The sequence below is a fragment of the Rhizobium sp. YS-1r genome (assembly GCF_000757525.1).
In the GTDB taxonomy this organism is placed as follows: Bacteria; Pseudomonadota; Alphaproteobacteria; order Rhizobiales; family Rhizobiaceae; genus Neorhizobium; species Neorhizobium petrolearium.
The window spans coordinates 319,629-346,454 of record NZ_JPYQ01000056.1 but is presented as its reverse complement, the minus strand read 5'-3'; the positions used below and the strand labels follow the sequence as shown (position 1 = coordinate 346,454).

General features: G+C 61.5%; 24 protein-coding genes. 8 read left to right on the top strand and 16 right to left on the bottom strand.

The window, feature by feature from the left end:
• Positions 1-71: 71 nt before the first annotated feature.
• Entirely contained in the window at positions 72-995 is a 924-nt protein-coding gene (locus JL39_RS27285; RefSeq protein ID WP_037158235.1) for a pirin family protein, read from the bottom strand.
• Positions 996-1,105: 110 nt separating this feature from the next.
• On the opposite strand from JL39_RS27285, the gene JL39_RS27280 reads away from it, so the two are divergent.
• Positions 1,106-1,396, top strand: coding sequence for a DUF6516 family protein (locus JL39_RS27280; protein WP_037158232.1), 291 nt, complete (start codon positions 1,106-1,108; stop codon positions 1,394-1,396).
• On the top strand, positions 1,393-1,743 hold the full coding sequence (locus JL39_RS27275) for a transcriptional regulator (protein ID WP_037158228.1): 351 nt from the start codon (positions 1,393-1,395) through the stop codon (positions 1,741-1,743). Before JL39_RS27280 ends, JL39_RS27275 begins: the two co-directional genes overlap by 4 nt.
• A gap of 3 nt (positions 1,744-1,746) precedes the next feature.
• Here the strand turns inward: JL39_RS27275 and JL39_RS27270 are convergent, their stop codons facing one another.
• The 5 genes from JL39_RS27270 to JL39_RS27250 all read right to left on the bottom strand — a co-directional run bounded on the left by JL39_RS27270 (position 1,747) and on the right by JL39_RS27250 (position 6,674).
• Entirely contained in the window at positions 1,747-2,106 is a 360-nt protein-coding gene (locus JL39_RS27270; RefSeq protein ID WP_037158225.1) for a DUF1850 domain-containing protein, read from the bottom strand.
• On the bottom strand, positions 2,103-4,214 hold the full coding sequence (locus JL39_RS27265; RefSeq protein ID WP_052183147.1) for a TRAP transporter permease: 2,112 nt from the start codon (positions 4,212-4,214) through the stop codon (positions 2,103-2,105). Before JL39_RS27265 ends, JL39_RS27270 begins: the two co-directional genes overlap by 4 nt.
• Positions 4,215-4,390: 176 nt before the next feature.
• Complete coding sequence (locus JL39_RS27260; protein ID WP_244446986.1) at positions 4,391-5,326, bottom strand: TAXI family TRAP transporter solute-binding subunit; 936 nt, start codon at positions 5,324-5,326, stop codon at positions 4,391-4,393.
• A 158-nt stretch (positions 5,327-5,484) separates the two neighbouring features.
• Positions 5,485-5,739, bottom strand: coding sequence for an exodeoxyribonuclease VII small subunit (locus JL39_RS27255; RefSeq protein ID WP_037158205.1), 255 nt, complete (start codon positions 5,737-5,739; stop codon positions 5,485-5,487).
• 2 nt (positions 5,740-5,741) lie between these two features.
• On the bottom strand, positions 5,742-6,674 hold the full coding sequence (locus JL39_RS27250) for a histone deacetylase family protein (protein ID WP_037158202.1): 933 nt from the start codon (positions 6,672-6,674) through the stop codon (positions 5,742-5,744).
• A 148-nt stretch (positions 6,675-6,822) separates the two neighbouring features.
• Between JL39_RS27250 and JL39_RS27245 the strand changes: the two genes are divergently transcribed.
• Complete coding sequence (locus JL39_RS27245) at positions 6,823-7,221, top strand: thioesterase family protein (RefSeq protein WP_037158199.1); 399 nt, start codon at positions 6,823-6,825, stop codon at positions 7,219-7,221.
• Here the strand turns inward: JL39_RS27245 and JL39_RS27240 are convergent, their stop codons facing one another.
• The 3 genes from JL39_RS27240 to JL39_RS27230 are packed head-to-tail and all read right to left on the bottom strand — an operon-like array spanning position 7,222 to position 9,092.
• Positions 7,222-7,785, bottom strand: a complete 564-nt coding sequence (locus JL39_RS27240; RefSeq protein WP_037158196.1) for a biotin transporter BioY — start codon at positions 7,783-7,785, stop codon at positions 7,222-7,224.
• 27 nt (positions 7,786-7,812) lie between these two features.
• Positions 7,813-8,418 (bottom strand): energy-coupling factor transporter transmembrane protein EcfT, encoded by a 606-nt coding sequence (locus JL39_RS27235; protein WP_037158193.1) that lies wholly within the window; start codon positions 8,416-8,418, stop codon positions 7,813-7,815.
• Positions 8,415-9,092, bottom strand: coding sequence for an energy-coupling factor ABC transporter ATP-binding protein (locus JL39_RS27230; protein WP_037158190.1), 678 nt, complete (start codon positions 9,090-9,092; stop codon positions 8,415-8,417). The genes JL39_RS27235 and JL39_RS27230 overlap by 4 nt, the downstream gene beginning before the upstream one ends.
• A 108-nt stretch (positions 9,093-9,200) precedes the next feature.
• Here JL39_RS27230 and JL39_RS27225 point away from each other — a divergent pair, with 108 nt between their 5' ends.
• On the top strand, positions 9,201-10,394 hold the full coding sequence (locus tag JL39_RS27225; RefSeq protein WP_037158187.1) for a winged helix-turn-helix domain-containing protein: 1,194 nt from the start codon (positions 9,201-9,203) through the stop codon (positions 10,392-10,394).
• Positions 10,395-10,563: 169 nt separating this feature from the next.
• Here the strand turns inward: JL39_RS27225 and glgB are convergent, their stop codons facing one another.
• The 7 genes from glgB to JL39_RS27190 all read right to left on the bottom strand — a co-directional run bounded on the left by glgB (position 10,564) and on the right by JL39_RS27190 (position 22,675).
• On the bottom strand, positions 10,564-12,771 hold the full coding sequence (gene glgB, locus JL39_RS27220; protein WP_037158184.1) for a 1,4-alpha-glucan branching protein GlgB: 2,208 nt from the start codon (positions 12,769-12,771) through the stop codon (positions 10,564-10,566).
• Entirely contained in the window at positions 12,768-16,070 is a 3,303-nt protein-coding gene (treS, locus tag JL39_RS27215) for a maltose alpha-D-glucosyltransferase (RefSeq protein WP_052183146.1), read from the bottom strand. Before treS ends, glgB begins: the two co-directional genes overlap by 4 nt.
• 14 nt (positions 16,071-16,084) lie before the next feature.
• Positions 16,085-19,336: an alpha-1,4-glucan--maltose-1-phosphate maltosyltransferase gene (locus JL39_RS27210; protein ID WP_037159827.1), complete on the bottom strand. Its 3,252-nt coding sequence runs from the start codon at positions 19,334-19,336 to the stop codon at positions 16,085-16,087.
• 250 nt (positions 19,337-19,586) lie between these two features.
• Positions 19,587-20,567: a tripartite tricarboxylate transporter substrate binding protein gene (locus tag JL39_RS27205; RefSeq protein ID WP_052183145.1), complete on the bottom strand. Its 981-nt coding sequence runs from the start codon at positions 20,565-20,567 to the stop codon at positions 19,587-19,589.
• Between the two features lie 214 nt (positions 20,568-20,781).
• Positions 20,782-21,282 carry a cupin gene (locus tag JL39_RS27200; protein ID WP_037159821.1) on the bottom strand — a complete coding sequence of 167 codons (501 nt, stop codon included), beginning with the start codon at positions 21,280-21,282 and terminating at the stop codon, positions 20,782-20,784.
• A 43-nt stretch (positions 21,283-21,325) separates the two neighbouring features.
• Complete coding sequence (locus tag JL39_RS27195; protein ID WP_037158181.1) at positions 21,326-21,616, bottom strand: DUF3175 domain-containing protein; 291 nt, start codon at positions 21,614-21,616, stop codon at positions 21,326-21,328.
• A gap of 66 nt (positions 21,617-21,682) precedes the next feature.
• Positions 21,683-22,675, bottom strand: a complete 993-nt coding sequence (locus JL39_RS27190; RefSeq protein WP_037158179.1) for a LacI family DNA-binding transcriptional regulator — start codon at positions 22,673-22,675, stop codon at positions 21,683-21,685.
• A gap of 197 nt (positions 22,676-22,872) precedes the next feature.
• On the opposite strand from JL39_RS27190, the gene JL39_RS27185 reads away from it, so the two are divergent.
• Genes JL39_RS27185 through JL39_RS27170 form a run of 4 tightly spaced genes read left to right on the top strand, consistent with a single transcriptional unit; the run spans position 22,873 to position 26,822 of the window.
• Positions 22,873-23,661 (top strand): 6-phosphogluconolactonase, encoded by a 789-nt coding sequence (locus tag JL39_RS27185; protein WP_320443005.1) that lies wholly within the window; start codon positions 22,873-22,875, stop codon positions 23,659-23,661.
• Entirely contained in the window at positions 23,654-24,433 is a 780-nt protein-coding gene (locus JL39_RS27180; RefSeq protein WP_037158175.1) for an SIS domain-containing protein, read from the top strand. The genes JL39_RS27185 and JL39_RS27180 overlap by 8 nt, the downstream gene beginning before the upstream one ends.
• A 2-nt stretch (positions 24,434-24,435) precedes the next feature.
• On the top strand, positions 24,436-25,575 hold the full coding sequence (locus JL39_RS27175; RefSeq protein WP_037158173.1) for an amidohydrolase family protein: 1,140 nt from the start codon (positions 24,436-24,438) through the stop codon (positions 25,573-25,575).
• A complete protein-coding gene (locus JL39_RS27170; RefSeq protein WP_037158170.1) occupies positions 25,572-26,822 on the top strand; it encodes a neutral/alkaline non-lysosomal ceramidase N-terminal domain-containing protein in 1,251 nt (416 codons plus the stop codon). The genes JL39_RS27175 and JL39_RS27170 overlap by 4 nt, the downstream gene beginning before the upstream one ends.
• Positions 26,823-26,826: the final 4 nt, after the last annotated feature.

Genomic DNA, 26,826 nt, shown 5'->3' with positions numbered 1-26,826 from the left:
GTCTGTCCTTCCACAAGATGAGAAGAAAACAGGCTTTTTCAAGTTGTCCTATCACAGGTTTCTAATCGATTTTAGGCTGTGGGCAAGGGGACAAACTCTTCCTCGTCGCCCGGTACGATGTCAAAGTGGCCCGTGCGCCATTCCTCCTTCGCCTTTTCGATCCGCTCCCTGGAGGAAGAAACGAAATTCCACCAGATATAGCGCTTGGAATTGAGCGCCGCTCCGCCGAACAGCATCAGGTGACAGCCCTGAAGTCCCGCGTCCAGCGTGATCGCGTCGCCGGGCCGGAAGACGAGAAGCTGGTCGGCCGCGAAACGGTCGCCTGCGACGACGAGCTCGCCCGAGAGGATATAGACCGCCCGTTCCTCATGCGCGGCCGCAAAGGGAAAGCGTATACCGGCATCAAGCCGCAGATCGACATAGAGCGTATCGGTAAAGGTCGAGACCGGGGACGTGAGGCCTTCGAAGGCGCCGATCACCACGCGGCCTTTTATGCCGTCCGCATCGATCAGTGGCATCATCTCTTTGCCGGTGTGATCAAACGTCGGGTCGATCTCTTCCCTGTTATCCGGCAGCGCCAGCCAAGTCTGCAGGCCGGAGACCGATTGCGGATGGCCGCGCAGGTTTTCCGGGGTGCGCTCCGAATGCACGATGCCGCGGCCGGCGGTCATCAGGTTGATGTCGCCAGGGCGGATGACGAGTTCCGTGCCGAGACTGTCGCGATGCTTGATTTCGCCGTCGAAGAGATAGGTGACGGTGGAAAGCCCGATATGCGGATGCGGCTTGACGTTCAGCGCCTCGTCAGCGCGAAGCAGAGCCGGTCCCATCCGGTCGAAGAAGATGAACGGCCCGACCAGCCTCCGCTGACGGCTCGGCAGTGCGCGCCGTACGGCAAAGCCGCCGATATCGCTGGTGCGCGGGATGATCAGGTTTTCGATCGCATCGCAGGCGAAAGCATCACCCGCGACCGGGTCTTTTCCGGGAAAGAAGGACATGGCTAGTCTCCATCTGATGTGAATGGAATCTAGCGCGGAAGCGGGACTACAAACAACCGTATCTCCTATGACGATTGACGTCATATGGCATTGTATGTCATAAGCCTTCTATGAAAGCTGAGAGGATCATCCGTGAACGCATCGTCTTTGGCGACGGAGCGATTTTGGAGATCAGGGTTTGGCGGGTGCCGAAGAAGGTGCCGCCGTCAGAACATTTCTTGAAATATTCCCTGTTCTACGGTCGTCCCGGCGAGCGGCTAGTCGGTTACGATAACGAGCGTGGCAAGGGTGATCACCGACACCATGGCAGTCGGGAGGAAGGTTATCAATTTGTCTCGATCGAGCAATTGCTGGCGGATTTCCGCCGGGATGTCGAGGTGCTGAGAGGAGAGAAGATATGAGCAAGGATATCGAACTGCATATCGGCGGCTCCTTTGATAATGTCGCAAAACGCGTAGCGGATGCCTGGCATCGGGCGGAGAGAGGCGAGGCGGTCTCGGAAGATCACCTGACCTTTGTCACTTGGGATGCTTTCTCCAGTGCGATGACCGGCAAGCGGCTGGAGCTGCTGCGTTATTTGCATGAGCATCCGCAGGTAAGCGTGGCGGCTCTGGCACGAGCCCTTGGCCGGGATTACCGGCGCGTCCATGAAGATGTGGAAATCTTGGGCCGGGCTGGTCTGATTGAGCAGGATGAAACCGGATTGCATGCTGGTTACGACGAAATCCGTACTGTTATTTCCCTTTGATTATCAGGGGCACCCGCTCAGCACCACCTCATCCCCCGCCTTCGCCCCCAGTTCCATGCATCCACCTTCATGGCAGAGCCGCCATGCGCTGGGCGTCATGCCCGACGCAGCGAGCGAGACGCGCTTCTGCGGCGCCAGCGCCGGGTGCCAGACCCACCACCCATCACGAAGGATTGCATCCGGGCCGGGCTCCATGCCGGCGCCGGAGCCCTTGACGGCGGCCTCGCGGATTTCAAGCCCCTTGTCCGTCACGGCCCAGGTCTCGCGCCATTCGGTCTTCTGTACCGAATGCGTCCAGGAGAGCGAAAAGAGCGACGCGGCGAGCGCTGTTACTTTGCCGCCCGCCAGGATGCAGAGGCTCATGACAACGCAGGAGCGGCGGGGGCGTTGCGGTTCCGCCACCAGTGCTGTGCGACGAGGACGATGCCGATCGCCCATCCGAGTTCGTCGGTCCAGGGAAGCGCCATCACGAGGCTCGCGCCGGCGGCAAAGGCAAGGAGCCTCTCCCAGATCGCCATGCGGGCGAACAGGAAACCGACGACGGCCGTTCCCCAAAGTGCGATGCCGAAGCAGGCTTTCAGGAAGAGATAAGCCACCTCGACCGGATAGCCCCATGCGGCGGCAATGGCTCCCGGATCCTGCAGCATCAAAGCCGGCGTATAGACGGCCATGAAAGGCACGACGAAGCCGGACGTTGCCAGTTTCGAAGCCTCGATGGATATCTTCAGGCCGGATGTCTTGGCCATCGGCGCGGCCGCGAAACAGGCGAGTGCCACAGGCGGGGTGAGGTCCGCCATGATGCCGAAATAGAAGACGAACATGTGGCTGACGATCAGCGGCACGCCGAGTTCGAGCAGGGCGGGGCCAGCAAGCGACGACGTGATGATGTAGTTCGGAATGGTCGGAATGCCCATGCCAAGGATGAGGCAGGTGATCATTGTCAGCACCAGCGACAGGAAGAGGTGCTGTTCGCCGATGCGGATGATCGCGCCGATGAAGGTCGATGCGATGCCGGTCAGTGTCAGCGTGCCGATGACGATTCCGACGATGGCGCAGGCAATCCCGACCGGAAGTGCATTCTTGGCGCCTTCAGCCATGGCGTCGCGGCAGAGGGCAAGCGTCTCCCGACCGCCCTTCGCGAAAATGCAGCCCGCGATGAGCGCCAGGATGACGATTGCCAGGAAATTCACCCCGTAGCGCAGGAATGACGCCGCGGCGAGACCGAGCAGGACCCAGAAGACGAGGCGGAAGGCGAATGGCCCGATGCTTGCCGCCAGCGGCATGCCGAGGACGAGAACCGCAACCAGGGCCAACCCCATCGTGCCGGCGAAGATCGGTGTATAGCCGGCGAAGAGAAGATAGACCAGCGCGGCGAGCGGCAGGATGAGCGGCCAGTGTTCCTTCACAGCCGCCCAGGGGTTCGGCAATTCGGCCCTGTTCATGCCTTTGAGGCCGGCTTTGCCGGCTTCGAGGAAAACCATCCAGAAACAGGCGCCGAAATAAAGGATCGCTGGGATGACCGCCGCCTTGACGATCTCCGCATAGGAGACGTTCAGCGTTTCGGCCATGATGAAGGCGACCGCGCCCATGACAGGCGGCATGATCTGTCCGCCCATGGAAGAAGTCGCCTCCACGCCGCCGGCAAAGGCCGAACGGAAACCGAAGCGCTTCATCAGCGGAATGGTGAACTGGCCGGAAGCAACGACGTTGGCGACACCGGAGCCGGAGATCGTACCCATCAGCGCCGACGACATGACGCAGACCTGGGCAGGTCCGCCGCGCCACGTACCTACGAGGCCGAGGGCGAAATCATTGAATAGGTTGAGCATGCCCGCCTTTTCCAGGAAGGCGGCAAATACGACGAAGATGAAGATATAGGCGGCAGAAACGTAGATCGGCGTGCCGTATATGCCCTCGGTACCGTAGGCGAAATTCTCGATGATCTGCTCGAAATCGTAGCCGCGATGCACGAAGGGGCCGGGCATGTACTGGCCGAAGAAGCAATAGGCCAGGAAAATGGCGGCGATGATCGTCAGCGGCAGTCCCATAAGGCGTCGCGCGCCTTCAAAGACGAGCACGATCAGCACGGTGCCGACGATCAGGTCCGGGGTGGTGAGAAATCCGCTTCTCTGGATCAGATCCTCATAGAATACCCAGTTGTAGACGCCGGTAAGGAAGCCGAGAACACCGAGCGCCCAGAACCATATTTTCCCGGCTGCGGTCTTGGCGACGAGATTGCCGAACAGCGCGAAACCTAGGAGAAGCAGGAAGGCCACGTGCATGGCGCGCACGATCTGGCTTGCAAGTGTACCATAGGCCGCGGTCCAGAGCTGGAAGAGTGTGAAGGCAAATGCGATCCAGAAGGCAAGGCGTCCAGTGATCCCTTCGCCGAAACCGGCCGGCAAGCCCTCGATCGCTTCTTCAGCCGAATGCGGCCCGTTCTGGTGCTGCGGTATTGTGGATTCGGACATCGTTACTCCGGAATTTCCGTTGCCCCTCACCCTCACCCTCACCCTCCTCGCGGGGGGAGGGGACGTGCCCAGGGCCATCGAGGAGAGGTGGATACGTTGCGGCATAAGTCCTTCTCCCCGCAGGCGGGGAGAAGGTGGTGACGACCGGATGAGGGCGATTGCCCCTCAAGCCGAAATCACTTCATGAGGCCGATTTCCTTGTAATAGCGCTCGGCGCCGGGATGCAGCGGCACGGGCATGCCGTCGAGGGCCTTCTTCGGGTCGATCGCCTTGGCGGCGGCATGCGCGGCGGTCAGCTTCGGCAGGTTTTCAAAGAGCAGCTTCGTCAACTGGTAGGCGGTTTCGTCCGATACGCCCGAATGGGTGATGAGGAAGTTGCCGACGGCCGCGGTTTCCACCTCGGCGGTCTGGCCCTCATAGGTGCCGGCGGGAATGACGGCCGGAATATAGGGAGCGCCGATCTTCTCGACTTCCGCCTTCGGGATGGCCACGACATTGATTTTCAGTGATGTGGCGAGGTCGCGGATCGAGGCCACGCCGAGGCCGGCGGATTGAAGTGTCGCATCCAACTGGCGGTTCTTGATGAGTTCCACGGATTCGGCGAACGGCAGATATTCGGTCTTGCCGAGGTCCTTGTAGGACATGCCGGCGGCCTCGAAAATGGCGCGTGCATTGAGCTCGGTGCCGGATTTCGGAGCGCCCACGGACAGGCTCTTGCCTTTGAGGTCGGCCAGCGTCTTCACGCCGGAATCGGCGCTCGCTACGACCTGGATATAGTTGGGATAGATGGCGGCGATGCCGCGCAGCTTGTCCAGCTTGCCGGGGAAACCGGCCTCGGTATTACCCTCCCATGCCGCCTGGACGGAATCGCCGAGCGAGAAGGCGATTTCGCCACGGCCTGCCTGCAAGAGGTTGAGATTCTCGACGGACGCCTTGGTGGCCTGCACCTGGGTGCGGGAGTCCTTGATACCCTGGCCATAGATCTCCGAAAGCGCCACGCCGAGCGGATAGTAAACACCGGACGTTCCGCCGGTCAGCACGTTGATGAATTCCGCAGCTTTCGCGCCGACCGCCGAAAAGGCCGTCGAGACGGCCAGTGTCGCGGCGAACATGAGATTGATTTTGCTGGATTTCACGCCAAACATCACGATTTGTTCCTCCCAAGGCAAACATTCGAATGGCAGCTATCATGGGGAGGCGGTCACGGTGCGTCAATCGCTTTGTGACCTGATCATGGCGGGGGTCGTACGACTTTCGTGGTAAATCGAGACTACTCGCCGTCGAGCGGCTCGACGCTCTGCGGCTTGCCGGCGCGGTCGAGGCGGATTTTCTCGATGCGGTTCTCGGCGGCGGTCAAAAGGGCCTCGCAATGCTTTTTCAGCGCTTCGCCGCGCTCGTAGATGGCGATGGATTCGTCGAGCGCCACGTCGCCGCGTTCCAGCCGTGCGACGATGCTTTCCAGTTCGGCGACGGCCTTCTCGAAGGAATAGCCGCTCACATCGATGGATTCGTTGTTCTCGGTCATTCCTATCCTCTCATCAGTCTCATAATGTGCATGCCGGCCGATTCGGCCAGACCTTCAAGATCATATCCGCCCTCGAGCAGGCTGACGACCCGGTTGTTGGCATATTTGCCCGCAATCTCCATGACGCGTCCGGTTGCCCAGTCGAAATCGTCGCCGACAAGGTTGATCTGCGCCAGCGGGTCGCGGTGATGGGCATCGAAGCCGGCCGAGATGATGATGAAGTCCGGCCGGAAGTTTTCGAGCGCCGGAAGCACGCGGCTCTTGAAGGCGTCACGAAAATGCTCGCTGCCGTTGTTGGGTGAGAGCGGCGCATTGACCACATTATTCTTCTCGCCGGTTTCGTCCACGGCGCCGGTGCCGGGGTAAAGCGGCATCTGATGCGTGGAGCAGAACAGCACGGAGGGATCGTTCCAGAAGATGTCCTGCGTACCGTTGCCGTGATGCACGTCCCAGTCGACGATTGCGACCCGCTCGACCCCGTGCGTCCGCTGTGCATGGCGGGCGGCGATGGCGGCATTGTTGAACAGGCAGAAGCCCATCGCCTTGTCTTTTTCGGCGTGATGGCCGGGCGGACGCGCGGCTACGAAGGCATTGTCCACTTTCCCCGACATGACGTCGTCGACGGCAGCCATCGCCCCGCCGATGGCGGTCAGCGCGGCCTGCAGGCTTTTCGGACTGACATAGGTGTCCGCCTCGATCTGGCGAATGATTTCTTCTTCGGGGATTTCCCGCATGACGGCGCGAAGGTGTTCTTCCGGATGGGCGAGCAGAACCGCGTCCTCGTTGGCCTGCGGGGCCTCCCTGTGGTCAAGCCGGTCGAAATTCGGATGCTGAAGCGCGATCGCCAGGGATCGCAGCCGGTCGGCACGCTCGGGATGGCCTTCCGGAGTGCGATGTTCGAGGAAGATCTGGTGTTCGTAAAGGCGCGTGGTCATGGGGCGGCCTCTTGAGGTGCAATCCGGGGCGGACGATCTGGACATGGCGCAGATGCCGCTTTTTTTCAAGCCGCCTACCTTCGTTCCGGTGCTTGTTTAGATTGAAGGAATGGTCTTACATGGCTAAGTTCTCAACTTAGAGGGTGTAGTGGTCAAGGATACGGTCAAATCGCAGGAATTCCGCGTGCCCTTCCGCGATGTGGACATGCATGGGGAAATGTTCCGGTCGGCCTATGTCGTGCGGGCAGAGGAGGCCGTCACGGAGTTCTGGCGTCGCCGCAAACTCCGCAAGGACGATCCGATCTTCACGGTGAGCAAGATCACCTGCACCTTCCACTCGCCGCTGAAGCTTGGCGATCTTGTACATACCCATGTCGGTGTCAGCAAGATTGGCGGAAAGTCCGCAGGTTTTCTGGTGCATATGGTGCGGGAAGATCAGGCCGTGGCGGAAGCGGAGGTCGTCTTGACGGCTCATGATCCGCAAAGCAGAGAGCCGGTCGCTCTTCCCGAAGAGTTGCGGGATTGGTTCTATCAGTTCCTGGACTGATCAGACCCGTTGCGGCAGCAGCGGATAGCCGACCATGACTGCCCGGCCGGCAAAAGCCGCGATCAGCGCTTTAAGGACGTCGCCCGGAATGAAGGCGAGATCGCCCATGAAGGCGGTCGAAAGCCCGGTGCCCATGCCATAGGCGAGATAGAGAATGCCCAACGCATGATCGACCACCACGCCGCCAAGCAGAGCTGCGAGGAAAAAGCCGGCGATCTGCACGATGCCGCTCTGCGAGCGGTCAACAAAGCGCTCGGAAAGATAGCCGGTGACGATGGCTGCGAAGAACCAGCCGACGAGATAACCGGCGGTGGGTGAGGCGAAAGTGGCAAGGCCGCCACGCCCGCCGGAAAGCACCGGCAGGCCGATTGCGACGAGAAGCAGGACGAGAAGGACCGCGAAACCGCCCCTTTTGGCGCCCAGCACGACACCCGCCAGCATGACACCCAGCGACTGCGCGGTGATCGGCACCGCAATGAAGCCGAGCATGATCGGCGGAACTAGTCCAAGGGCGACGATGATGGCGGCGAACAGCGCAGCCAGAACAAGATCGCGAGTGCTCATGGTTTTCACCTCAACTTCGTGACGATGTCATTTTTGTGCCCGGATGCCGCGGGCGTCGATGGCGGCGGCGATCTCGTCGGCGTTTCTGAGCGTCAGGATGATCAAGGGCACCACGAGCGTCAATGGCCCCGGCCTCAACCCACGGGCGTAGTGTGCATCACGGATGGCCTGGTAGCGGTTCAGGATTTCCGGCACGAAACGGATCACAAGGCCGATCGAAAGGCCGATATCGGCCGCCCGAACAAGACCGATCCGTTCCAGTGGGCGGGCGGCCAGCGTGATCTCATCGATGAAATCTCCGATGTTCGTCGTCGCTGTGACGGCTGCGGCAAAAAGCGCCAGCCCAGTCAGCCGCAGGAGGACAACAAGCGCTTGCCCGGAGCTGTTGAGAAAGAGGGTAAAAACCGCAACGACCACGATCGTCAGCATGATCACCCGCAAACGAAGCCAGGATTGCCGCCATCCGAGCCTGAGCGAGGCGTAGGCACCTGCGCCGAGGATAGCGGCAACAGCAAGAAAAGCGGGCGCATCGATCAGGAACAGCAGGAAACTGATCGCCGCAAGCCCGAGGAGCTTTGCCCGCGGCGAAAGCCGGTGCAGGAACGTGTCGCCTTCGACATAGAGCGTCTTCATGCGGCGATTTCCCGGTATCGGGCAACAATTTCCCCAGGAAGTCCATCAGCAGCGAGCCGGCCCTCATGGAACAGCAGAACCCGGTCGAAATCGGCGATCAGCGAAAGATCATGGCTGATGACGATGATATTCTCGTCGAGGCCGCGGATCGTGCGTTCCACGAGATCGCGGTTCTTCAAATCGAGCTGATTGGTCGGTTCGTCCATGATGAGGATACCGGGCTCGGTGACGAGCACGGAGGCAAGGGCTGCGAGCTGCAATTCGCCGCCGGAAAGCTCGTGCGCCCGGCGTCCGGCGAGATGGCCGATGCCGAAACGGGCGAGAATGCCGTTGACGGCAGCCTCTATCGCCTGCTTCGGCAGTTTCCGCGGTTTGAGCCCGAGCGCGATATCCTCCTTCAGGATCGGCAGGATGATCTGGTTCTGCGGGTTCTGAAAGATGAAGCCGACGTCGGCCCGCACCTTCTCGCCATCCTTCACCGTATCGAAACCGTTGACGACCACGCGTCCGGCGGATGGTGTTACCAGACCGTTGATCATGCGCGCGAACGTCGTCTTGCCGGAACCGTTGAGTCCGATCACGCCGATGCGCCGCTCGGTCAGCGAAAGCGTCAGCGGATGGAGCACGATACGTCCCTCGAAGCGCGCTTCTGCCTGTTCGAACCGGATATCCAAGCCTCATCCTCGCTTTTTCAGCGGTCTATAAACCGGATGATGGGCAAGGGGAATTCGGAACTAAACATGAACATTGAATATCAGGCGGCGGCATCCTAGTCTACCTTCATGGCGATTCTCATTCCGAATGATCAGGCTAGACACATCTTCCTCGAACGGCAGCGGCTTTCCGAGCCGCCCGGCCTCGCGCTCACCAAGCCAGGTCTCCTGCAGCTCATCGACGATCTGGGCTTCGTCCAGGTGGACAGTATCGCGACCGTCGAGCGCGCCCATCACATGATCCTGTTCTCGCGCAACCAGACCTACAAGCGGGAGCATCTGACCGCCCTTCTGGAAAAGGATCGCGACCTTTTCGAGCACTGGACACACGATGCGTCGATCATTCCGGCGCGTCTTTTCCGTTACTGGAAACATCGCTTCCGCCGTCGCGAACCGATCATCGCCGAGCGCTGGAAAAAATGGCATGGCGAAGGTTTCGACGCAGCCTTCGAAGAAACGTTTCAGCATATCGTCGCAAACGGTTCGATCATGTCGCGCGACATGAAGGTGGAGGACCACAAGTCCGGCGGCTGGTGGAACTGGCATCCGAACAAGACGGCGCTCGAATATTACTGGCATACCGGTAAGCTCGCGATCGCCGGCCGCGCCAACTTCCAGAAGATCTATGATCTGATGGAACGGGTTATCCCGCCGCACCACCATGAGCCGGACGTAAGCCATGAGGAATTCATCGACTGGGCCTGCCGCAGCGCGCTGAAGAGGCTCGGATTTGCCACATCCGGCGAGATCTCCGCCTTCTGGGATCTGGTGACGCCGGACGAGGCCAAGGACTGGGTGAAAAGCCATCGCGACGAACTGACGGAGGTGCTGATCGCCTCAGCCAACGGCGGAAAACCGCGACCCTCCTTCGCTTTCATCGGTTTCCCCGACAACCTTGGCGATATTCCGGAGCCGCCGGCGCGCGTGCGGGTGCTCAGCCCCTTCGATCCGCTCTTGCGCGATCGTGACCGCGCCCAGCGGCTCTTCAACTTCTTCTACCGCATTGAGGTTTTCGTGCCGGAGCCGAAGCGGCAGTACGGCTATTACGTCTTCCCGCTGCTTGAAGGCAACCGGATGATCGGGCGCATAGATATGAAGGCCGATCGCAAGACGGGTGCGCTGGACGTCAGGCGGTTGTGGCTGGAAAAGGGTGTGCGTCCGTCCTCCGGACGACTGGAAAAGCTGGAAGCTGAATTGCTGCGCATCGCGCGTTTCGCCGGCGTCGACAAGGTGACCTATCAGGACGGCTGGCGGGGGGAATAGAGGCCAGTCGATGCGGTTTATTTGGCCCCTCACCCTAACCCTCTCCCCGCAAGCGGGAGAGGGGACGTGCCTACGTCACGCTGAGGCGAAAGCGGCACGGCATATCCCTTCTCCCCGCCAGAACGGGGAGAAGGTGCCGGCAGGCGGATGAGGGGCAACGCCGGAGCGGCTACTGTTTCTGCCTTAAAAACACCGTCGCAAGCGGCGGCAGGACGAGCGATACGGAAAAGGCCTTGCCATGCGCCGGCTGGCGCTCCGTCCAGGCTTCCACCTGGCCGAAATTGGAGCCGCCGTAGATTGCAGCGTCAGTGTTCAGAACCACGTCCCAGCGCCCCTCCACAGGAACCCCGATCCGGTAGCCATGCCGCGGCAACGGCGTGAAGTTGGATGCGATCAGGATGTATGCGGAACGGTCCTCCGCGCTTCGCAACATGGCGTAGACGGAATTTTCCGCGTCGTCGGCCACGGCCCATTCGAAGCCTTCATGATGCAGGTCACCGAACTGCAGGGCAGGCTCCTGCGTGTAAAGCCTGTTCAGGTCGCCGACCAGCCGTTGGAGGCCCGCATGATCCGGCCGGTCGAGCAGGTCCCAGTGGACGGAGGCGTCATGGCTCCATTCCGTCTCCTGAGCGATCTCGCCGCCCATGAAGAGCAGTTTCTTGCCGGGATGACCCCACATGAAGCCGTAATAGGCGCGCAGGTTGGCGAGTTTCTGCCAATGGTCGCCCGGCATCTTGCCGAGCAGCGAGCCCTTGCCGTGCACCACCTCGTCGTGGGAAAGCGGCAGCATGAAGCGCTCGGAATAGGCGTAGATCATGCCGAAGGTCATCGCGTGGTGATGGTATTTGCGATAGACGGGATCGTCCTGCATGTAATGCAGCGTGTCATGCATCCAGCCCATGTTCCACTTGAAATCGAAGCCGAGGCCGCCTTCTTCCGGCTTCTTTGTCACGTCCGGCCAGGCGGTCGACTCCTCGGCCACCATGAAGGCATGCGGGCAGCGATCATGGATGATGCTGTTCAGATGCCTTAGGACCTCGACCGCCTCGAGGTTCTCGCGCCCGCCATACTGGTTCGGGATCCATTCGCCCTCATTGCGGCTGTAGTCGCGGTAGAGCATTGAGGCGACCGCATCGACGCGCAGCCCGTCGACATGGAAATGCTCCAGCCATTCGAGCGCGCTGGCGATCAGAAACCCCTTCACCTCGTTGCGGCCGAGATTGTAGATCAGCGTATTCCAGTCCCTGTGAAATCCCTCCCTCGGGTCCTCATGCTCATAAAGGGCGGTGCCATCGAAGCGGGCAAGCCCCCAGACGTCGGTCGGGAAATGTGCCGGCACCCAGTCGAGGATGACGCCGATGCCCGCCTGATGGCAGCGATCGACGAAATAGGCAAAATCTTCCGGCGTGCCGTAGCGGCCGGTCGGCGCGAAGAGACCGAGCGGCTGATAACCCCAGGAGCCGCCAAAGGGATGTTCCATGATCGGCAGGAGCTCGATATGGGTGAAGCCGAGGCTTTCGGCATAGGGAACGAGCCGCTGGCTGAGCTCCACCCAGTCGAGCACCCGGTTACCCTCGTCGGTGATCCGCACCCACGAACCGGGATGCACTTCATAGACCGAGATGGCACCGTCGCCGATGAGGTCGGCGCGGCGGGCGCGCATCCATTCCTCGTCGGTCCAGCGGAAGGGTTTTGAGGAGGCGACGATCGAAGCGGTCGAAGGTGCGGCCTCGCTGGCGCGAGCGACGGGGTCTGCCTTCTGCGGCAGCAGATTGCCATGGGCGTCGATGATTTCGAACTTGTAGCGTTCGCCATGGGTGAGCCGGGGAACGAAAAGCTCCCAGATGCCGGCCTGAGGACGGAGCCGCATGGGGTGGCGGCGGCCGTCCCACGAATTGAAATCGCCGACGGCCGAGACGCGCCGGGCATTGGGCGCCCAGACCGCGAACCGTACACCCTCGACGCCGTCGACCTCCATCGGGATCGCTCCGAGCGTTCGTCCAAGCTCGTAATGGGTGCCCTGAGCGATGAGATGCAGGTCGAGATCGCCGAGCAGCGGAGCGAAGGAATAAGGGTCTTCCGTTTCCTGCACCGCGTCCGGCCATCGAATGCGGAAAAGATAGGGCGTAGTGCTGCCGGTCACGCCAGCGAACAATCCGCCCTCATGGATGGTTTCCAGTTCGGCCAGCACCTTGCTCGTATCTGCCTCCACGACCTGCACCGAAAGGGCCCCCGGCAGAAAGGCTCTCACGATGGTAAGGTCGCCGTACTGGTGGCGTCCGAGGATCGAGAAAGGATCGCCGTGCTGCCCTTCCACGAGGGCCTGCAAGCCCTCACGGACGGTACCGATCATCAGGTCGGAGCGCTCATATCTCATCGGGCGTTCTCCAGAAGTCTCGAGGCGATCGCCGAGAAGCCGGCAATTGGAAGCGGCAGCCAGTGCGGCCGACTGCGGACTTCATAGGCGATCTCGTAGGCCGCCTTTTCAAGGAGGAAGAGGTCGAGGATGCGGTCGCGGACCTCGTTGGATATCTTCAACGCGTCCGAACTTTCCGTGGCGTCGAAATAGGCCTGCAGAAAGGCGGGCTCGGCCATTTTGGTGAAACGGGCAACGAGCGCGTTGTGGCGGACATCATCCACTTCGCTCACAACCTCCCGATCGAGATCGGCAGAGGCCGCGAGATAACTGAGCGACCGCAGAAGCCCGGCGACGTCACGCAACGGATTGGCTTTGGCGCGGCGGTCGGAGAGATCGCGGGTCGGTTCGCCTTCGAAGTCGATGATATAGGCGTCGCCTTCCGCCACCAGAATCTGCCCGAGATGGAAATCGCCGTGATTGCGTGTCAGCAGCGTGCCGTCGATGGCTCCTGCAAGATGTTCTCCGAGCCGCAGAAGATCATTGCGGCGCTCCAGCAGCGACTTTGCCTCGGCGGCCAGGTCCGACTCCAGCGCTTCGATACTATCGGCAAGGATCGACAAGCTTTCGGAAATCCGTGTGGTCACCGCCTCGCGCGATTTGTCCGCATCAGCGGCGGTCGCCCAGACCGGCTTGAAATCCTCGTTGTCTGTTGGTTGCGCCAGTGCTACATGCAGTTCACCCAGCCGCCGGCCGATTTTGGCGACGAAGTCGGTGAGCGGCTTGAAATATTCGTCCGCCATGTCGCCGTCGATGCCGGTCACCATCACCTCATCGATCGAGCGGCGCAGGTTGCTGAGCATCCAGTTCCAGGCATCCCCCTGATTGCGGATGGCGCTCTGCACGATGATCAGCGTATATCGCTTACCGTCCGGCGCGATGCGGGCCACCTCGCCGAGCAGCTGTGCCGTGTTCTTGTATCCGACATTGGTAAGGTAACGGGTCATCTCCACTTCAGGATGGATGCCCGGGAAGATGTGGCGGATGAGTTTTATCATCGCCATATCGCCAAGGATCAGGGAACTGTTGGATTGCTCAGCGGAGAGCCAGCGCACCTGCATGTCGTCGGCGACGCTCATGCAGTCGAGCTGGTCGGCACCTAAAAACTCCAGCGTTCCGGCACGTCCGGAGATCACCGCCCGTTCACAGAGCCCGCGGATGACGCCGCGTGCCAGGCTCTCCATCGCGAAGCCGTCGGTCAGGAAGCCGACGCGGCGGCCCTGGCGGAGGCGGGCAAGGGCCAGTTGATGGGCGAGCGCCGTTGGCTGGCTGTCGTCCCAGGAGACGGCAAGCGGCAGCAGGTAGGTATCCTTGCGTCCGCTTAAGTCCGCCTCGAGTTCGCCAAGTAGGAGGTTGCTGGCGAAGGGAATCGGCGTTGCCGCAACGAGCGAAGCGCCCCGTAGCGTTTCACCCTTGGCGCCGAACCAGCGGCGCTTGCCGAGATAAGGTGGCAGCACCTCATTCGAAAGCGTATTCGAAAGGCGCGGCTCGTCGATCAATTCCTGCAGGTCGCGTCGCACGACCATCGTCACCATGTCCTGCATCTGCTCCGGCGGCTCGGTGCGCCAGACCGGACCATCCGCTTCCGCCGCGAGCTGGAACCAGAAGAAACCATAGGGGGGCAATGTCAGGAGATAGGTGAGCTGCCCGATAGGGGGAAAGGGCGACATGCCGGAAAGCTCGATCGGCACACGGCCGGCAAATTGCGCGAGGTCGAGTTCCACGGCCTGCGGCAGGCGTGAGAGATTGGCGACACAGAGGATCGTCTCGTCATCATATTCGCGCAGATAGGCGAGGATTTTCCTGTTTCCGGGCGCCAGGAATTTCAGCGAACCACGGCCGAAGGCAGGGTGCTTGTTGCGCAGCGCCAGCATCCGCCGCGTCCAGTTGAGCAGCGAATGGGCGTCGGCACTCTGGGCCTCGACGTTCAGGGCTTCGTAGCCATAGAGCGGGTCCATGATCGGTGGCAGCACGAGCTTCGCCGGGTCGGCCTTGGAAAAGCCGCCATTGCGGTCCGGCGACCATTGCATCGGGGTCCTGACACCGTCGCGGTCGCCGAGATAGATGTTGTCGCCCATGCCGATCTCGTCCCCGTAATAGAGGACTGGTGTGCCGGGCATGGAAAGAAGCAGCCCGTTCATGAGCTCCACGCGCCTGCGGTCGCGTTCCATCAGCGGTGATAGGCGGCGACGGATGCCGAGATTGATACGCGCACGGCGGTCAGCGGCATAGATGTTCCAGAGATAGTCGCGTTCCTCGTCGGTCACCATTTCGAGCGTCAGCTCGTCATGGTTTCTGAGGAAGATCGCCCACTGGCAATTCTTCGGAATTTCCGGCGTCTGCCGCATGATGTCGGTGATCGGGAAGCGGTCTTCCTTGGCGATCGCCATGTACATGCGCGGCATCAGCGGGAAGTGGAAGGCCATGTGGCATTCGTCGCCATTGCCGAAATATTCGCTTGTATCCTCTGGCCATTGGTTCGCTTCGGCGAGCAGCATTCTGCCCGGATGGGTGGAATCGAGCGCGGCGCGGATCTTCTTCAGGACGTCGTGCGTCTCCGGCAGGTTCTCGTTGATCGTTCCTTCGCGCTCGACGAGGTAGGGGATCGCATCGAGCCGGAAGCCATCTATGCCGGTCTCCAGCCAGAAGCGCATGATGCCGAGCAGTTCTTCGAGCACCAGCGGATTGTCGAAGTTGAGGTCCGGCTGGTGCGAATAGAAACGGTGCCAGTAATAGGCCCCCGCGACCGGATCCCAGGTCCAGTTGGATTTCTCGGTGTCGAGGAAGATGATCCGCGTCTCCGGAAATTTGTGATCCGCGTCCGACCATACGTAGAAATCCCGTTCCGGCGACGCGGGCGGCGCATGCCGGGCCCTCTGGAACCAGGGATGCTGATCGGAAGTGTGGTTGATGACGAGTTCGATGATGACCCTGATACCCCGCTCGTGGGCTGCATCGACGAAGGCCTTGAACTCGTCCAGGGTGCCGTAATCCGGGCTGACATTCGCGTAGTCGGCAATGTCGTAGCCGTCGTCGCGGCGGGGGGAAGGAAAGAAAGGCAAAAGCCAGATCGCGTTGGCGCCGAGCGAGGCGATGTGGTCAAGCTTCTCGTGCAGGCCCTTGAAGTCGCCGATGCCGTCGCCGTTGGCGTCATAGAAGGACTTGATGTGGAGCTGGTAGATGATTGCATCCTTGTACCACAGCGGGTCCGTCTCGTGGGGCTGGGCCTGGTTCTGGCCGCGAGTGGTCGTCATGTCCATTTTGCTTTCCTCCCTTATCTCACGCGCCAGATCGCAAAGGGCAGTCCTGCATGAGGATCGAGCCTGATCCTCTGCATCTTGCCGGCTAAGGTGAACCTGTGCCCGGTGATCAGGTCTTCGAGATCAAGCGCGGCGTGGTCGGGGAGGTTCCATGACCAGAGCGGAATTTCGACATCCGCTTCGTGGGCATTGTAGGGATCGAGGTTCACCGCGATCAGCAGGACGTTCTCCCGTCCCGCGCTCGCCCTCTCGTAGAACATGATGTTGTCGTTCCATGCGGTGAGACGCTGGATGCCGAGATGCGAGTGCAGCGCCGGGTTCTCGCGGCGGATGCGGTTGAGCATGGTGATCTCGGACTTGATGTTGCCCGGCCGGTCATGGTCCCAGGCGCGAATCTCGTATTTTTCCGAATCCGCATATTCCTTGCGCTTGGCATCCGGCCTGCCTTCGCAGAGTTCGAAGCCGTTGTAGACGCCCCAGAGGCCGGAAAGCGTTGCGGCGAGCGCGGCGCGGATAAGAAAGGCCGGGCGCGGCGCATTCTGCAGGAAATCCGGGTTGATATCGTGCGTGTTGACGAAGAAATGCGGCCGGAAGAAATCCTTCGGCTCTTCGGTGGTGATCTCGTGCATATACTCTTCGAGTTCCCACTTGGCGTTGCGCCAGGTGAAATAAGTATAGGACTGCGAGAAACCGATCTTGGCGAGCCGGTACATGACCTTCGGCTTGGTGAAGGCCTCCGACAGGAAGACCACGTCGGGATGTCGCGAGCGGATATCGGCGATCAGCCATTCCCAGAACGGAAAGGGCTTGGTGTGCGGATTGTCGACGCGGAAGAGTTTGACACCCTGGTCCACCCATTTCTGAACAACGTCGCGCAATTCGATCCAGAGCGACGGGACCGCGTCGCAGGCATAGAAATCGACATTGACGATGTCCTCGTATTTCTTCGGCGGGTTTTCTGCATAGCGGATCGTGCCGTCCGGGCGCCAGTCGAACCAGCCGGGATGTTCCTTCAGCCAGGGATGATCGGGTGAGCACTGGATCGCGAGGTCGAGAGCGATTTCGAGGCCATGCTCCTCTGCGGCATCGATCAGCCGGCGGAAGTCTTCGAATGTTCCGAGCTCGGGGTGGATCGCGTCATGGCCACCCGCCTCGGAGCCGATCGCATAGGGGCTGCCGGGATCTTCCGGTGCTGCCCGCAGGCTGTTATTCCTGCCCTTGCGGTTCGTCTTGCCGATCGGATGGATCGGCGGGAAGTAGAGCACATCGAAGCCCATCTCGCGGATCGCCGGCAGGCGACGGGCGACGTCGTCAAACGTGCCGTGTCGGCCCGGATCGCCGCTCTGGGAGCGCGGAAAAATCTGGTACCAGCTTGCGAATGCGGCTGCCGTGCGTTCTGCGTCAACCGGGATGACCTGGGAGCGTACGCCATGCGGCTTGCGGTCGGCTTGCGCCATGAGTTCGGCTGTTTCTGCCGCCAGCAGGATTTCCGTGCGCTGGGTATCCTGCACCTCCGTCAACTTGTCGAATAGAGCCTGCAGCCGCGTTTTGATCTGGCCGGATGCATGGTCGAGCGCATCGAGCACGAGGTTGATGCCTTCCTGGATTTCCAGGCGAAGATCGAGCCGCGCCTCGTGCTTCTTGATGAATTCGTAGCGGAAGATGGCGAAGGTACTGCGCCAGCCCTCGACCGCGAATTCGTGCCGGCCCATGCGTCTCGGCGTGAATTCGGCCTGCCAGCGATCGTTTTCGATAAGCTGCATGCGGACTTCATGCCAGTTCTCATCATCGGCCGCGCGCCAGAGCAGGGCCGCCGAAAGCGGATCGTGTCCATCACTGAAGATGTCGGCCTCGACTTTCACGATTTCACCGACGACACGCTTGACGACGAAGCGGCCGTCATCGACCGAAGGCGTGATCTTTTCGATCGCAAGGCGCGGCGAAGCGGCAGCTTCCTGGGCGGTCGGCACCGGGACAGCATCGATGACCGGGACGGATGACCGGCCCTCGAAGATGCGCAGTTCGCCGGGCTTCAGCTCGATTTCAGCGGCGAAGACTTCATTTTCGTCGTCCAGTGCCGTCAGCGGCAGAAAAGAGGAGGCGGCTTCGCGCAGCACGTTGAAGGGCGCGCTGGTCACCTTGCGCAGGTCGCGATTAAGCACCACGACGCGGATTTTCTGCGAGGCACGCAAGTCCTCCTGATCCGTCTGTAGCAACGCGACGGCTGGTGTCTGACTGGCGGAGATGAGCCTCAACGGCTGGCGGGCAAAACCGGCGACGGTCTTGTTGGTGCTGGCGTTCAACGCGCGGATGTCGCCCGAAAGATCGAACGCGCCTTGATCCTGCAGTCCGCGCAGGCCTAACCCGTCACCGTGCAAAGGGTCGAGCGGAACGGCCGCACCATATTCGAACCCCATCGGGATCATCAGTCCGCTTGCAAAGGTCGAAGCGAGCTTCAGCGCCCGGATCGCCTTGCGCTGCAGCACCTCGCAGCTGTCCGTGCCATGGGCCATGCGTTTGCCGAATGGCGCTTCCGGGAAGGTGATCTGGTAGCCGATCTGCCGCTGAATCTGGTATTCATCCATGATCCAGCGTTCTTCGAGATTCCACCAGGCGAAGGACGAGAAGCTGCCATCGAAGCCGGCACCCTTGAGGGCCTTCCGATCCTCGAAGGCGCTGCCAGGCGTCCAGGCAAGGAAGCTTGTTCCCGGTGCTGCTCTGCGGGTCGAAACGATGAGGTTATACCACGCCTCCGGCGCAATGCGGCCGATCCCCAGGCAGCGGAAGCCGGCGATGCCAAGGCCGGCGAGCCACGCCATGCGGTTGCGCCAATCCTCGACATGCCGGGCTTCGCTCAGGAAATCGATGCGGCGGCTCAGGCTTTCCTGCGGCGCCACGCGGGGGTCTGCGGCGATCGAGCCGGTGTGTTCGTCATCAGCCACTCGATCGATGATGAGATCGAGCATCAGCCTGAGATCCTGCGCCCGGGCCGCTTCGATCAGCGCTTTGAACCCATCCTCGACGGAGGTACCCAATTCCAGCTCCGGGTCGAGCCGGTCGAAGTTTCTCGTCACGAAGACGCTGGCATTGCGGCCGCGTGCGAAAAGGGGAGCGGTCAGCACGGTGTCGAAGCCGAGGTCTTTGGCATGCGCAAAGACTTCACGCCAGGCGTCCAGGCCTTTCAGTATCAACGGATGAACGTAATAAATCTGCGGTGGCAGTTGCGAGAGCGAGGTCCGTGAGGCGAATTGGGGGCGCGTGTTCATCGGTTGTGCCTTGCCGTAGAGTTTTGCGTGTAACTCCAAGGCAGGGAGGCTTGTTCCGGCGAAATCGGCACTGAATTTCACTTCCCGCCGGAAAACGGCAGGATGGACTACGATCACAGGTTGTTCAGAATCGGGACTAGCTGGGGCAGTGCCGACAGAAGGGGCGACTAACCTCTAAAAAAGCAACAAAGAAAAAGGGCCGAAGATTTACCTTCGACCCTTTTCCGCCTCCGTCCCCACGAAGCTTTACTTATTGTTTCTCGATCTTTCCGATCTTCGCCCACTCTTCCCAGCGCTTCACGTCCATGGTCGCATAGTCGAGAGTGGCCTGCGGACTGTCGAGCGTCATCGGTTCACCCCCATTGGTGCCGACGAACTTGCGGGCATCGTCGCTGGTGGTGACCTCGGTCATGACCTTGTGCATCTTTTCGAGGATCGGTTTGGGCGTGCCCTTGGGTGCGGCCAGGACCCACCAGATACGCACGTCCACATTCGGCACGCCTTCTTCCTCGAAAGTCGGGATATCCGGGACCGATGAAATGCGCTTTGCCGTGCTGACGGCAAGAATGCGCAACGTGCCGTCACGCGAGCGGGCCAGCCCGAAGACCGGATCACCGACCATATAGTCGATCGCCCCGCTTGAGAAATCGTTCAGCGTATCTGCGCTGGTCTTGTAGCGCACCTGCAGGGTATCGAGGCCGCCGGCATTGGCCTTGTACATCTCGGCAAGAATGGTCGCCGGAAAGTTCGGCGTGGCATAGGATGCCTTGTCGCCCTTTTCCTTCATCGCCTTGGTCAGGTCGGAAATATGCATATAGGGGGACTTGGCGTTCACCAGCATCATGAATGCCTGGCTGAAGACCGGGGCGACGTAGTCGAAATCCTTGAGCGGATCGTAGGGCGGATTCTGGAAGACGTGCGGAGCAGCGGTGAACTGGTCGGCGCTGCCGATCAGCATCGTATAACCGTCCGGTTTCGCGTTCTTCAGCGCGACGACCGAAAGGCTTCCGAGACCGCCCGGCTTGTTCTCGACGATGACGGTCTGCTTGAGCGCCTCTTCGAGCTTCTTTGCGAAAAAGCGGGCATAGACGTCCGCACCGCTGCCGGCGGGGAAGCCTGCAATCAGCGTGATCTGCCTGCTGGGATAATTGTCCTCGGCTGCGCGCGCGCCACCCGCTGACAGGCATGCGGTAATCATCAGCGCCAGGGCGCTTGCGAGAAAGCGGTTCACTGCACTCTCCTCCTAGAGTCAGTCCGGCACATCGAGGGCGAGGCCGGAAAGTATGACGCGAGACAGTCTCCTCCCGTTCGCGCTCCGGTATAAGGTAGCCATATATTTTGAGGAGCGTCAAACAATCTCCCTGCGGGAAAATGCGCTCCGGCTTAAATCTAATGGCCTGAGCGGGTCCGCTTATGACGTCGTGTTCCGATGCTCGTTTTTTGGCCTATCGGCGTGCCCAGAACCGCTTCAGCGCACCGTTCTCGCCTTCCACCGGATCTGTGGCGGGAATCGGAAGATGTGCGATTTTTTGCAGCTGGGCCTCGCTTGCCGGGCCGGTCTGGATATCCGGATGCTGGCCGGGCGGATAGGCGCCGACCACCAGAAAATCGCGGCTCGCATCGATCCGCTTGTGGCCGGTTCCCGCCGGCAGCACGAGGCAATCGCCGGCGTTGACGCTGAGTTCCACGCCATCCGGCCCGCCGATCAGAAGCCGCGCCCGGCCGGCGGCGATGCCTAGCACTTCGTGGGCGCCGGTATGGTAATGCTGGTAATCGAAAACGCCATTGCGCCAGGTTCCCTGCCAGCCATTCTTGCTGAAACACGTCTCGAACTTGGGAGCCATCTCGCCTTCCGCCGGGATCGCGTTGCGATAGATGAGCACCGGCAGGCCCGGATGGTTCGGCACCTGGCCGCTGGGTTCAAGGAAGATGGTGTCGACGGTCATGGCAGCGGCGGGTGCGGCAGGATCAAGGCTCGGCGGCACGGTTTTAATGCTTCGGGTCATGGCCGAAATCCTTGCGCAACTCATCCTTGGCTTTTTCCAGCGTTGCGCGCCGTGATTTGGAAAGCTGGCCACCGGCGCGATTGATATAGAAAGTCAGCATCGACATGGCCGAACGGAAGGGATTCGACTTGCGCCTCTCGCTGGTTTTGGCCGAATGTTTCAGCGAATCTGCAATCTTCTTGGGGCTGCGCGATTTGAACACGCCCTCCTGAAGGTCCATGGCATCACTGTGTTCAGTCACATCCTGCGACCATTTCTTTTTCTTCTTGGGCATCAACGCCTCCCGCGAAAGGTTGGAATGCTTCCCAAACCTGTCCCGCGGGCCAAGGTTCCCGGTGCTTTATCGCAAGGCTGCCGTCGTGTTCCGCACCACGAGATGGGTTTCCAGTACATAGCGCACATCACGGATGGCGCGTGATTGCAGCATGTCGAGCAGCAGCGAGACGGCAACGCGGCCTGCTTCCATCGAACGGTTGGAAACGGAAGTGAGGGCCGGATAGGTGACGGCTCCGAGCACGTCGTCGCAGCCGATCAGGCTGAAATCGCCGGGCACGCTCACATGTTTTTCGGCAAGGCCGGCAAGCACGCCCTGTGCCGTCAGGTCGTCAAAGGCGATCGCCGCCGTTGCCCCGGTTGCAAGGATCGCACCGACGGCGTTGCGTCCGGAATTGTAGCTCGGCAGCACGGCCGGCACTGTCTCGGCTTCGATACCCAGGCTGGATGCGGCCGCCCGCACGGCGGAACGCCGCTGCTTGTTCGACCAGGAGGTCGAGGGACCGCTGACATAGACGATCTTGCGATGCCCGAGCTTGGCCAGATGCTCCACTGCCTCGTGCACGCCGGAACCGCTGTCGATCAGCACGCGTGGAATGCCATCGAGGTCGCGGTTTATCAGTACGAGCGGCAATTTCCCGGCATGGGCGCGGATGCGCTCGTCGGAAAGACGCGAGGAGGCGAGCACGAGCCCCTCCACCTGGCCCGCGAACCGGCCGACCAGCTTGTCCTCCTGCTTGGGGTTTTCCTCCGTATTGCCGAGGAAGATGCAGAAGTCGGAGCGGTCGGCTTCCAGCTGGGCAGCCCGGATCATCGGCGGGAAGAAAGGGTTGGCGATATCCGGCACGATCAGCCCGACATTTCCGTGGCGGCCGGTGCTGAGCGCCCGTGCCGTATGGTTCGGCACGTAGCCGAGCGCTTCCGCCGCCTTCATGATCCGCTCGACCGTTTCGGGCGAGAGCATGTCCGGCCGCGTGAAGGCGCGCGAGACGCTGGAACGCGCCACGCCGGCCGCCTCCGCGACTTGGCTGATGGTGACGCCCTTGGCTCGCTTGATCATGGATTCTGGAAACTCGCCCGTTTTGAACCCGACTACCACGAATCCTGAAGCTCCATCAATTCAAGCCCGAAGACTGCCATTCATCCACTTGACATGCAACCGGTTGCATGAAAATCTTTCATCAACAAGAAAAAGGGACTGTACCGGATGCGGAAGCGCATCTCCCGGTCGCTTGAGATGAGGATATGGAGACCGCATTGAACCTTGCCACCGTCCTTCGCCCTTCGCCGAGAACGCGGCAGACCTTCGATCGGCTTGTCGTCGAGAGCTTTGCAACACGGGCCGAGATGGGGATTGCTGCGGCAGCGGATATTGCGGCTGCTTTGACCGAGCGTCTTGCCCGTCAATCCGGTGTGAGGATGGTGTTTGCGGCCGCCCCCAGCCAGGCGGATATGCTGGAGGCGCTCTGCGCCAAGCCGGGCATCGATTGGAGTCGCGTCACAGCTTTCCACATGGATGAATACATCGGGCTCTCACCGTCTTCGCCCGCCCGTTTTGCCAACTGGCTGGACGCGCACGTCTTCGGCAAGCTGCCCTTCGCAGCCGTTCATCGCATCACGCCGGAGCCGGATGCCGCGACCGAGGTCCGCCGCTATGCCGACCTGTTGAACGAGGCGCCGATCGATTTCGTCTGCCTCGGCATCGGCGTCAACGGCCACATCGCCTTCAACGACCCGCCGGTTGCGGATTTCGCCGATCCGCTGGACGTCAAGATCGTCGAGCTGGACGATGTCTGCCGCCAGCAGCAGGTCGATGACGAGTGTTTTCCCGATCTCGCCTCCGTGCCTCACGAGGCGATCACCTTGACGGTGCCGCGCCTGCTCAGAGCCGACCGGCTGTTCTGCGTCGTGCCGGGCGCCGTCAAGCGCGATGCCGTTTCGAAGACGCTTTACGGTCCGCTGACCACCGAATGCCCGGCGAGCGTCCTGCGCTACCACGCCGCATGCACCCTCTATGTCGACAAGGACTCCGACCCCGATGCCTGACAAGACCGTCATCGATGCGGATCAGCTCTGCGAAGGTTATTTCGCCTCGACCCAAGCCTTGATGCGCCGGGTGCTGGAGGAGGAAAAGACTCCGCTCGATCAGGCGGCTTCGAAGTTGGCGGATCAGATCGCCGCCGACCGTCTGGTGCATATCTATGGCCCTGGCGGCCATTCCAACCTTGCCTCGCAGGAGGTTTTCTTCCGCGCCGGCGGACTGATGCATATCAGTGCCATACTGGACGAAGGCACCTTGCTTTCGAACGGGGCATTGCGTTCCATGGCGATCGAACGCACGCCCGGTTACGGCAAGGTGGTGATCGCCAACCAGCGGCTCGGCGAAAACGACCTGCTGATCCTGGTGAATGCCTACGGGATCAATGCGGCGCTGATCGATGCGGCGCTGGAGGCGCGTCGGCGCGGCACATTCCTGATAGGCATCAGTTCCCGTGAGCATGCCTCGAACACGTCGCCGGATCACCCGGCGCGGCATCCGACCAGGCAGAATCTGCACGACATCGTCGACATTGTCGTTGACTGCAAGGTACCGATCGGCGACGCGGTGGTCACCGTGCCCGGCATGAGCGAGAACATCGCGGCAATCTCCACGTTCGCCAATGCTTTCACGCTCAATTGCCTGGTGATCCGCACGGTCGCCAAGCTTGTCGAGCACGGCATCGAACCGCCGGTCTGGCGCAGCGGCAACGCGCCGGGCGGCGACGAGGCGAATGCCCGTTTTATCGGCAAATTCCAGGGCCGGGTGAGGGCGCTCTGACCATGGTCGTCGACGGTATCGATCCCCGAACCGGCAAAGGTGTCGCGATCGAGATCGCGGACGGCAGGATTTCCGCCATCCGCCCGGCAGAAAACACCAGCTCGCATTTTCTCTCGGCGGGTCTCGTCGACCTGCAGGTCAACGGTTTTCGCGGCTTCGACCTGAACAACGGCGAGGTGACGCCGAAGATCGTTCTCTCACTTTGCGAAGAGCTTCTAGGCGTCGGCGTGGCCACATGGCTGCCGACCATCATTACCGCCTCGGAGGAAGCGATCCTCCGGGCGTTGGAAGCCATCGCGAAAATCCGTGCCGGCCATCGGCTGATCGCTGAAATGGTGCCGGGCGTACATGTCGAGGGCCCGTCGATCTCAGACAAGGACGGCCCGCGCGGCGCGCATCCGCTGGAGCATGTCCGTCCGCCTTCGATTGCGGAATTCGATCGCTGGCAACAAGCCTGCGGCAATCTCGTATCCATGGTGACGATCGCCCCCGAGTACGAGGGAAGCATCGACTATATAAGCGCTCTTGCGGCGCGAGGTGTTCATGTCGCGCTCGGCCATACGGCCGCGACACCGGAGCAAATCCATGCGGCGGCGGAAGCAGGTGCGGTGCTCTCCACCCATCTCGGCAACGGGGCGGCTGCCATGCTGCCGCGCCATCCGAATTTCATCTGGGCGCAGCTTGCCGACGATCGGCTGACGGCGAGCTTCATCGCCGACGGCTGGCACCTGCCGGCTGATACGTTCAAGGCCATGCTGCGCGCCAAAGGCATGGATCGGGCAATCCTTGTGTCCGACATGGTGGCGCTCGCCGGCATGCCGCCCGGCGTTTATGATCAGCCGGTCGGTGGCCGCGTCGAGGTTTCGCCGGAAGGCCGCATCAGTGTTGCCGGCACGCCCTATCTCGCCGGCGCCAGCCTGCCGCTTTCCGCCAATGTGGCGATCGCCGCCGACATGGCGGGAATTCCGCTGGCGGATGCCTTGGTTCTGGCGACCCAAAATCCCGGACGCTTCGTCGGCGGGCGTGGAAGACTGGAGGTCGGTGGCCGTGCCGATCTCATCCGCTTCGACTGGTCGGAAGGCGAACGCGAGTTGAAGGTTCGCGAGGCCTGGGTTCATGGCGAGAAGGCGTTTTGCGGATGATCCGAGCCGGTGCCGCCATCGTCGATATCACGCCGCCGCCAGGTCTTGCCATGTCCGGCTTTGCCGCCCGAAGCCTGCCGGCGAAAGGTGCGCATGACGCGCTGACGGCGCGGGCCGTGGTGATCGGGGAAACGGCGGTGGTGGTGGCCGATGTCATCGGCATCGACGCGGCCATGAGCGCCCGGATCAGAAAGCGCTGCGTGTTGCCGGCGGAAAATGTCGTGGTCGCCGCGCTCCATAATCACGGTGGTCCGGTTTCCATGGCCGGCCGGCTCAGCATTGCCGCCGACCCCACCTACCTGGAGCGGCTGGAAGACGCCTGTATCGCGGCCGTCGACAAGGCCGCCGCCGCGCGTCAGCATGCGACGATGACGATAGGGCGGGGAAGTGATCCGGGGATTGCCCGCAATCGCCGCCATCCCGGCGGGCCGGTGGACGCCCCCCTGCCGCTGCTGCGTATTCGCGACAAAGACGGTGCCATGATCGCGGTCGTAACGGCCTATGCCTGTCACCCGGTCGTGCTCGCCGCTGACAACCTGCTCTGGACGGCAGACTATCCGCATTTCGTGCGGCAGGCGCTGGAAGAAGCCTATCCCGGTGCGGTCGCGTTGTTCATGACCGGCTGCGTCGGAGATACCAATACCGGCCATTCGGCGCATGCCTCGATCACGCTCTCGGCCAATCCGGACCGGACTTTCGAAGCCGCAGAACGCATTGGCCGCAAGGTCGCCGACGCGGCCCTTGCAGCCTCCGAGCAAACGATTTCCGGCACCGTTGCAGCGCGAAACGGCACCGTCACCCTCGGCTTTCGGCGACGCGAGACGGAAGTGCCCGAAATTCTCGAAAAACGCTGGCGGGAAGAAGCACTGACGGCCGAGCCTGCCCGTAGAAGCCTGCTTGGATATTGGGCTGAATGGGCTCGCGCTGTCGCGTCTGGTGAGCCCGAACCGCTTTCCGCCCGCGTTACCGTGCTCGACTGGGGCGGCGTGCCGGTCGTGGCGCTGCCCGGCGAGATATTTGCCGAAACCGCGCTTGCGATCCGCGCAGCAATCGGTCCCGAAAAACCGGCCTTCGTTGTCGGTTTTGCCGACGATAATCCGGGCTACATCCCGCCTTCAAGTGAATTCCTGCACGGCGGTTATGAGGTGGATGAGGCGCACCGCTATTACGGTTTGGCGGCAACGTTCGCGCCGGGCTCCGCCGAGACGTTGGCCGCCTGCGCCATCGAGCTTGCTGCCGGCAATTGAGGAG

Coding starts and splice junctions, on each gene's coding strand:
- JL39_RS27285 (WP_037158235.1), bottom strand. CDS start 995: ATGTCCTTCTTTCCCGGAAAAGACCCGGTCGCGGGTGATGCTTTCGCC.
- JL39_RS27280 (WP_037158232.1), top strand. CDS start 1,106: ATGAAAGCTGAGAGGATCATCCGTGAACGCATCGTCTTTGGCGACGGA.
- JL39_RS27275 (WP_037158228.1), top strand. CDS start 1,393: ATGAGCAAGGATATCGAACTGCATATCGGCGGCTCCTTTGATAATGTC.
- JL39_RS27270 (WP_037158225.1), bottom strand. CDS start 2,106: ATGAGCCTCTGCATCCTGGCGGGCGGCAAAGTAACAGCGCTCGCCGCG.
- JL39_RS27265 (WP_052183147.1), bottom strand. CDS start 4,214: ATGTCCGAATCCACAATACCGCAGCACCAGAACGGGCCGCATTCGGCT.
- JL39_RS27260 (WP_244446986.1), bottom strand. CDS start 5,326: ATGTTCGCCGCGACACTGGCCGTCTCGACGGCCTTTTCGGCGGTCGGC.
- JL39_RS27255 (WP_037158205.1), bottom strand. CDS start 5,739: ATGACCGAGAACAACGAATCCATCGATGTGAGCGGCTATTCCTTCGAG.
- JL39_RS27250 (WP_037158202.1), bottom strand. CDS start 6,674: ATGACCACGCGCCTTTACGAACACCAGATCTTCCTCGAACATCGCACT.
- JL39_RS27240 (WP_037158196.1), bottom strand. CDS start 7,785: ATGAGCACTCGCGATCTTGTTCTGGCTGCGCTGTTCGCCGCCATCATC.
- JL39_RS27235 (WP_037158193.1), bottom strand. CDS start 8,418: ATGAAGACGCTCTATGTCGAAGGCGACACGTTCCTGCACCGGCTTTCG.
- JL39_RS27225 (WP_037158187.1), top strand. CDS start 9,201: ATGGCGATTCTCATTCCGAATGATCAGGCTAGACACATCTTCCTCGAA.
- glgB (WP_037158184.1), bottom strand. CDS start 12,771: ATGAGATATGAGCGCTCCGACCTGATGATCGGTACCGTCCGTGAGGGC.
- treS (WP_052183146.1), bottom strand. CDS start 16,070: ATGGACATGACGACCACTCGCGGCCAGAACCAGGCCCAGCCCCACGAG.
- JL39_RS27210 (WP_037159827.1), bottom strand. CDS start 19,336: ATGAACACGCGCCCCCAATTCGCCTCACGGACCTCGCTCTCGCAACTG.
- JL39_RS27200 (WP_037159821.1), bottom strand. CDS start 21,282: ATGACCGTCGACACCATCTTCCTTGAACCCAGCGGCCAGGTGCCGAAC.
- JL39_RS27195 (WP_037158181.1), bottom strand. CDS start 21,616: ATGCCCAAGAAGAAAAAGAAATGGTCGCAGGATGTGACTGAACACAGT.
- JL39_RS27190 (WP_037158179.1), bottom strand. CDS start 22,675: ATGATCAAGCGAGCCAAGGGCGTCACCATCAGCCAAGTCGCGGAGGCG.
- JL39_RS27180 (WP_037158175.1), top strand. CDS start 23,654: ATGCCTGACAAGACCGTCATCGATGCGGATCAGCTCTGCGAAGGTTAT.
- JL39_RS27175 (WP_037158173.1), top strand. CDS start 24,436: ATGGTCGTCGACGGTATCGATCCCCGAACCGGCAAAGGTGTCGCGATC.
- JL39_RS27170 (WP_037158170.1), top strand. CDS start 25,572: ATGATCCGAGCCGGTGCCGCCATCGTCGATATCACGCCGCCGCCAGGT.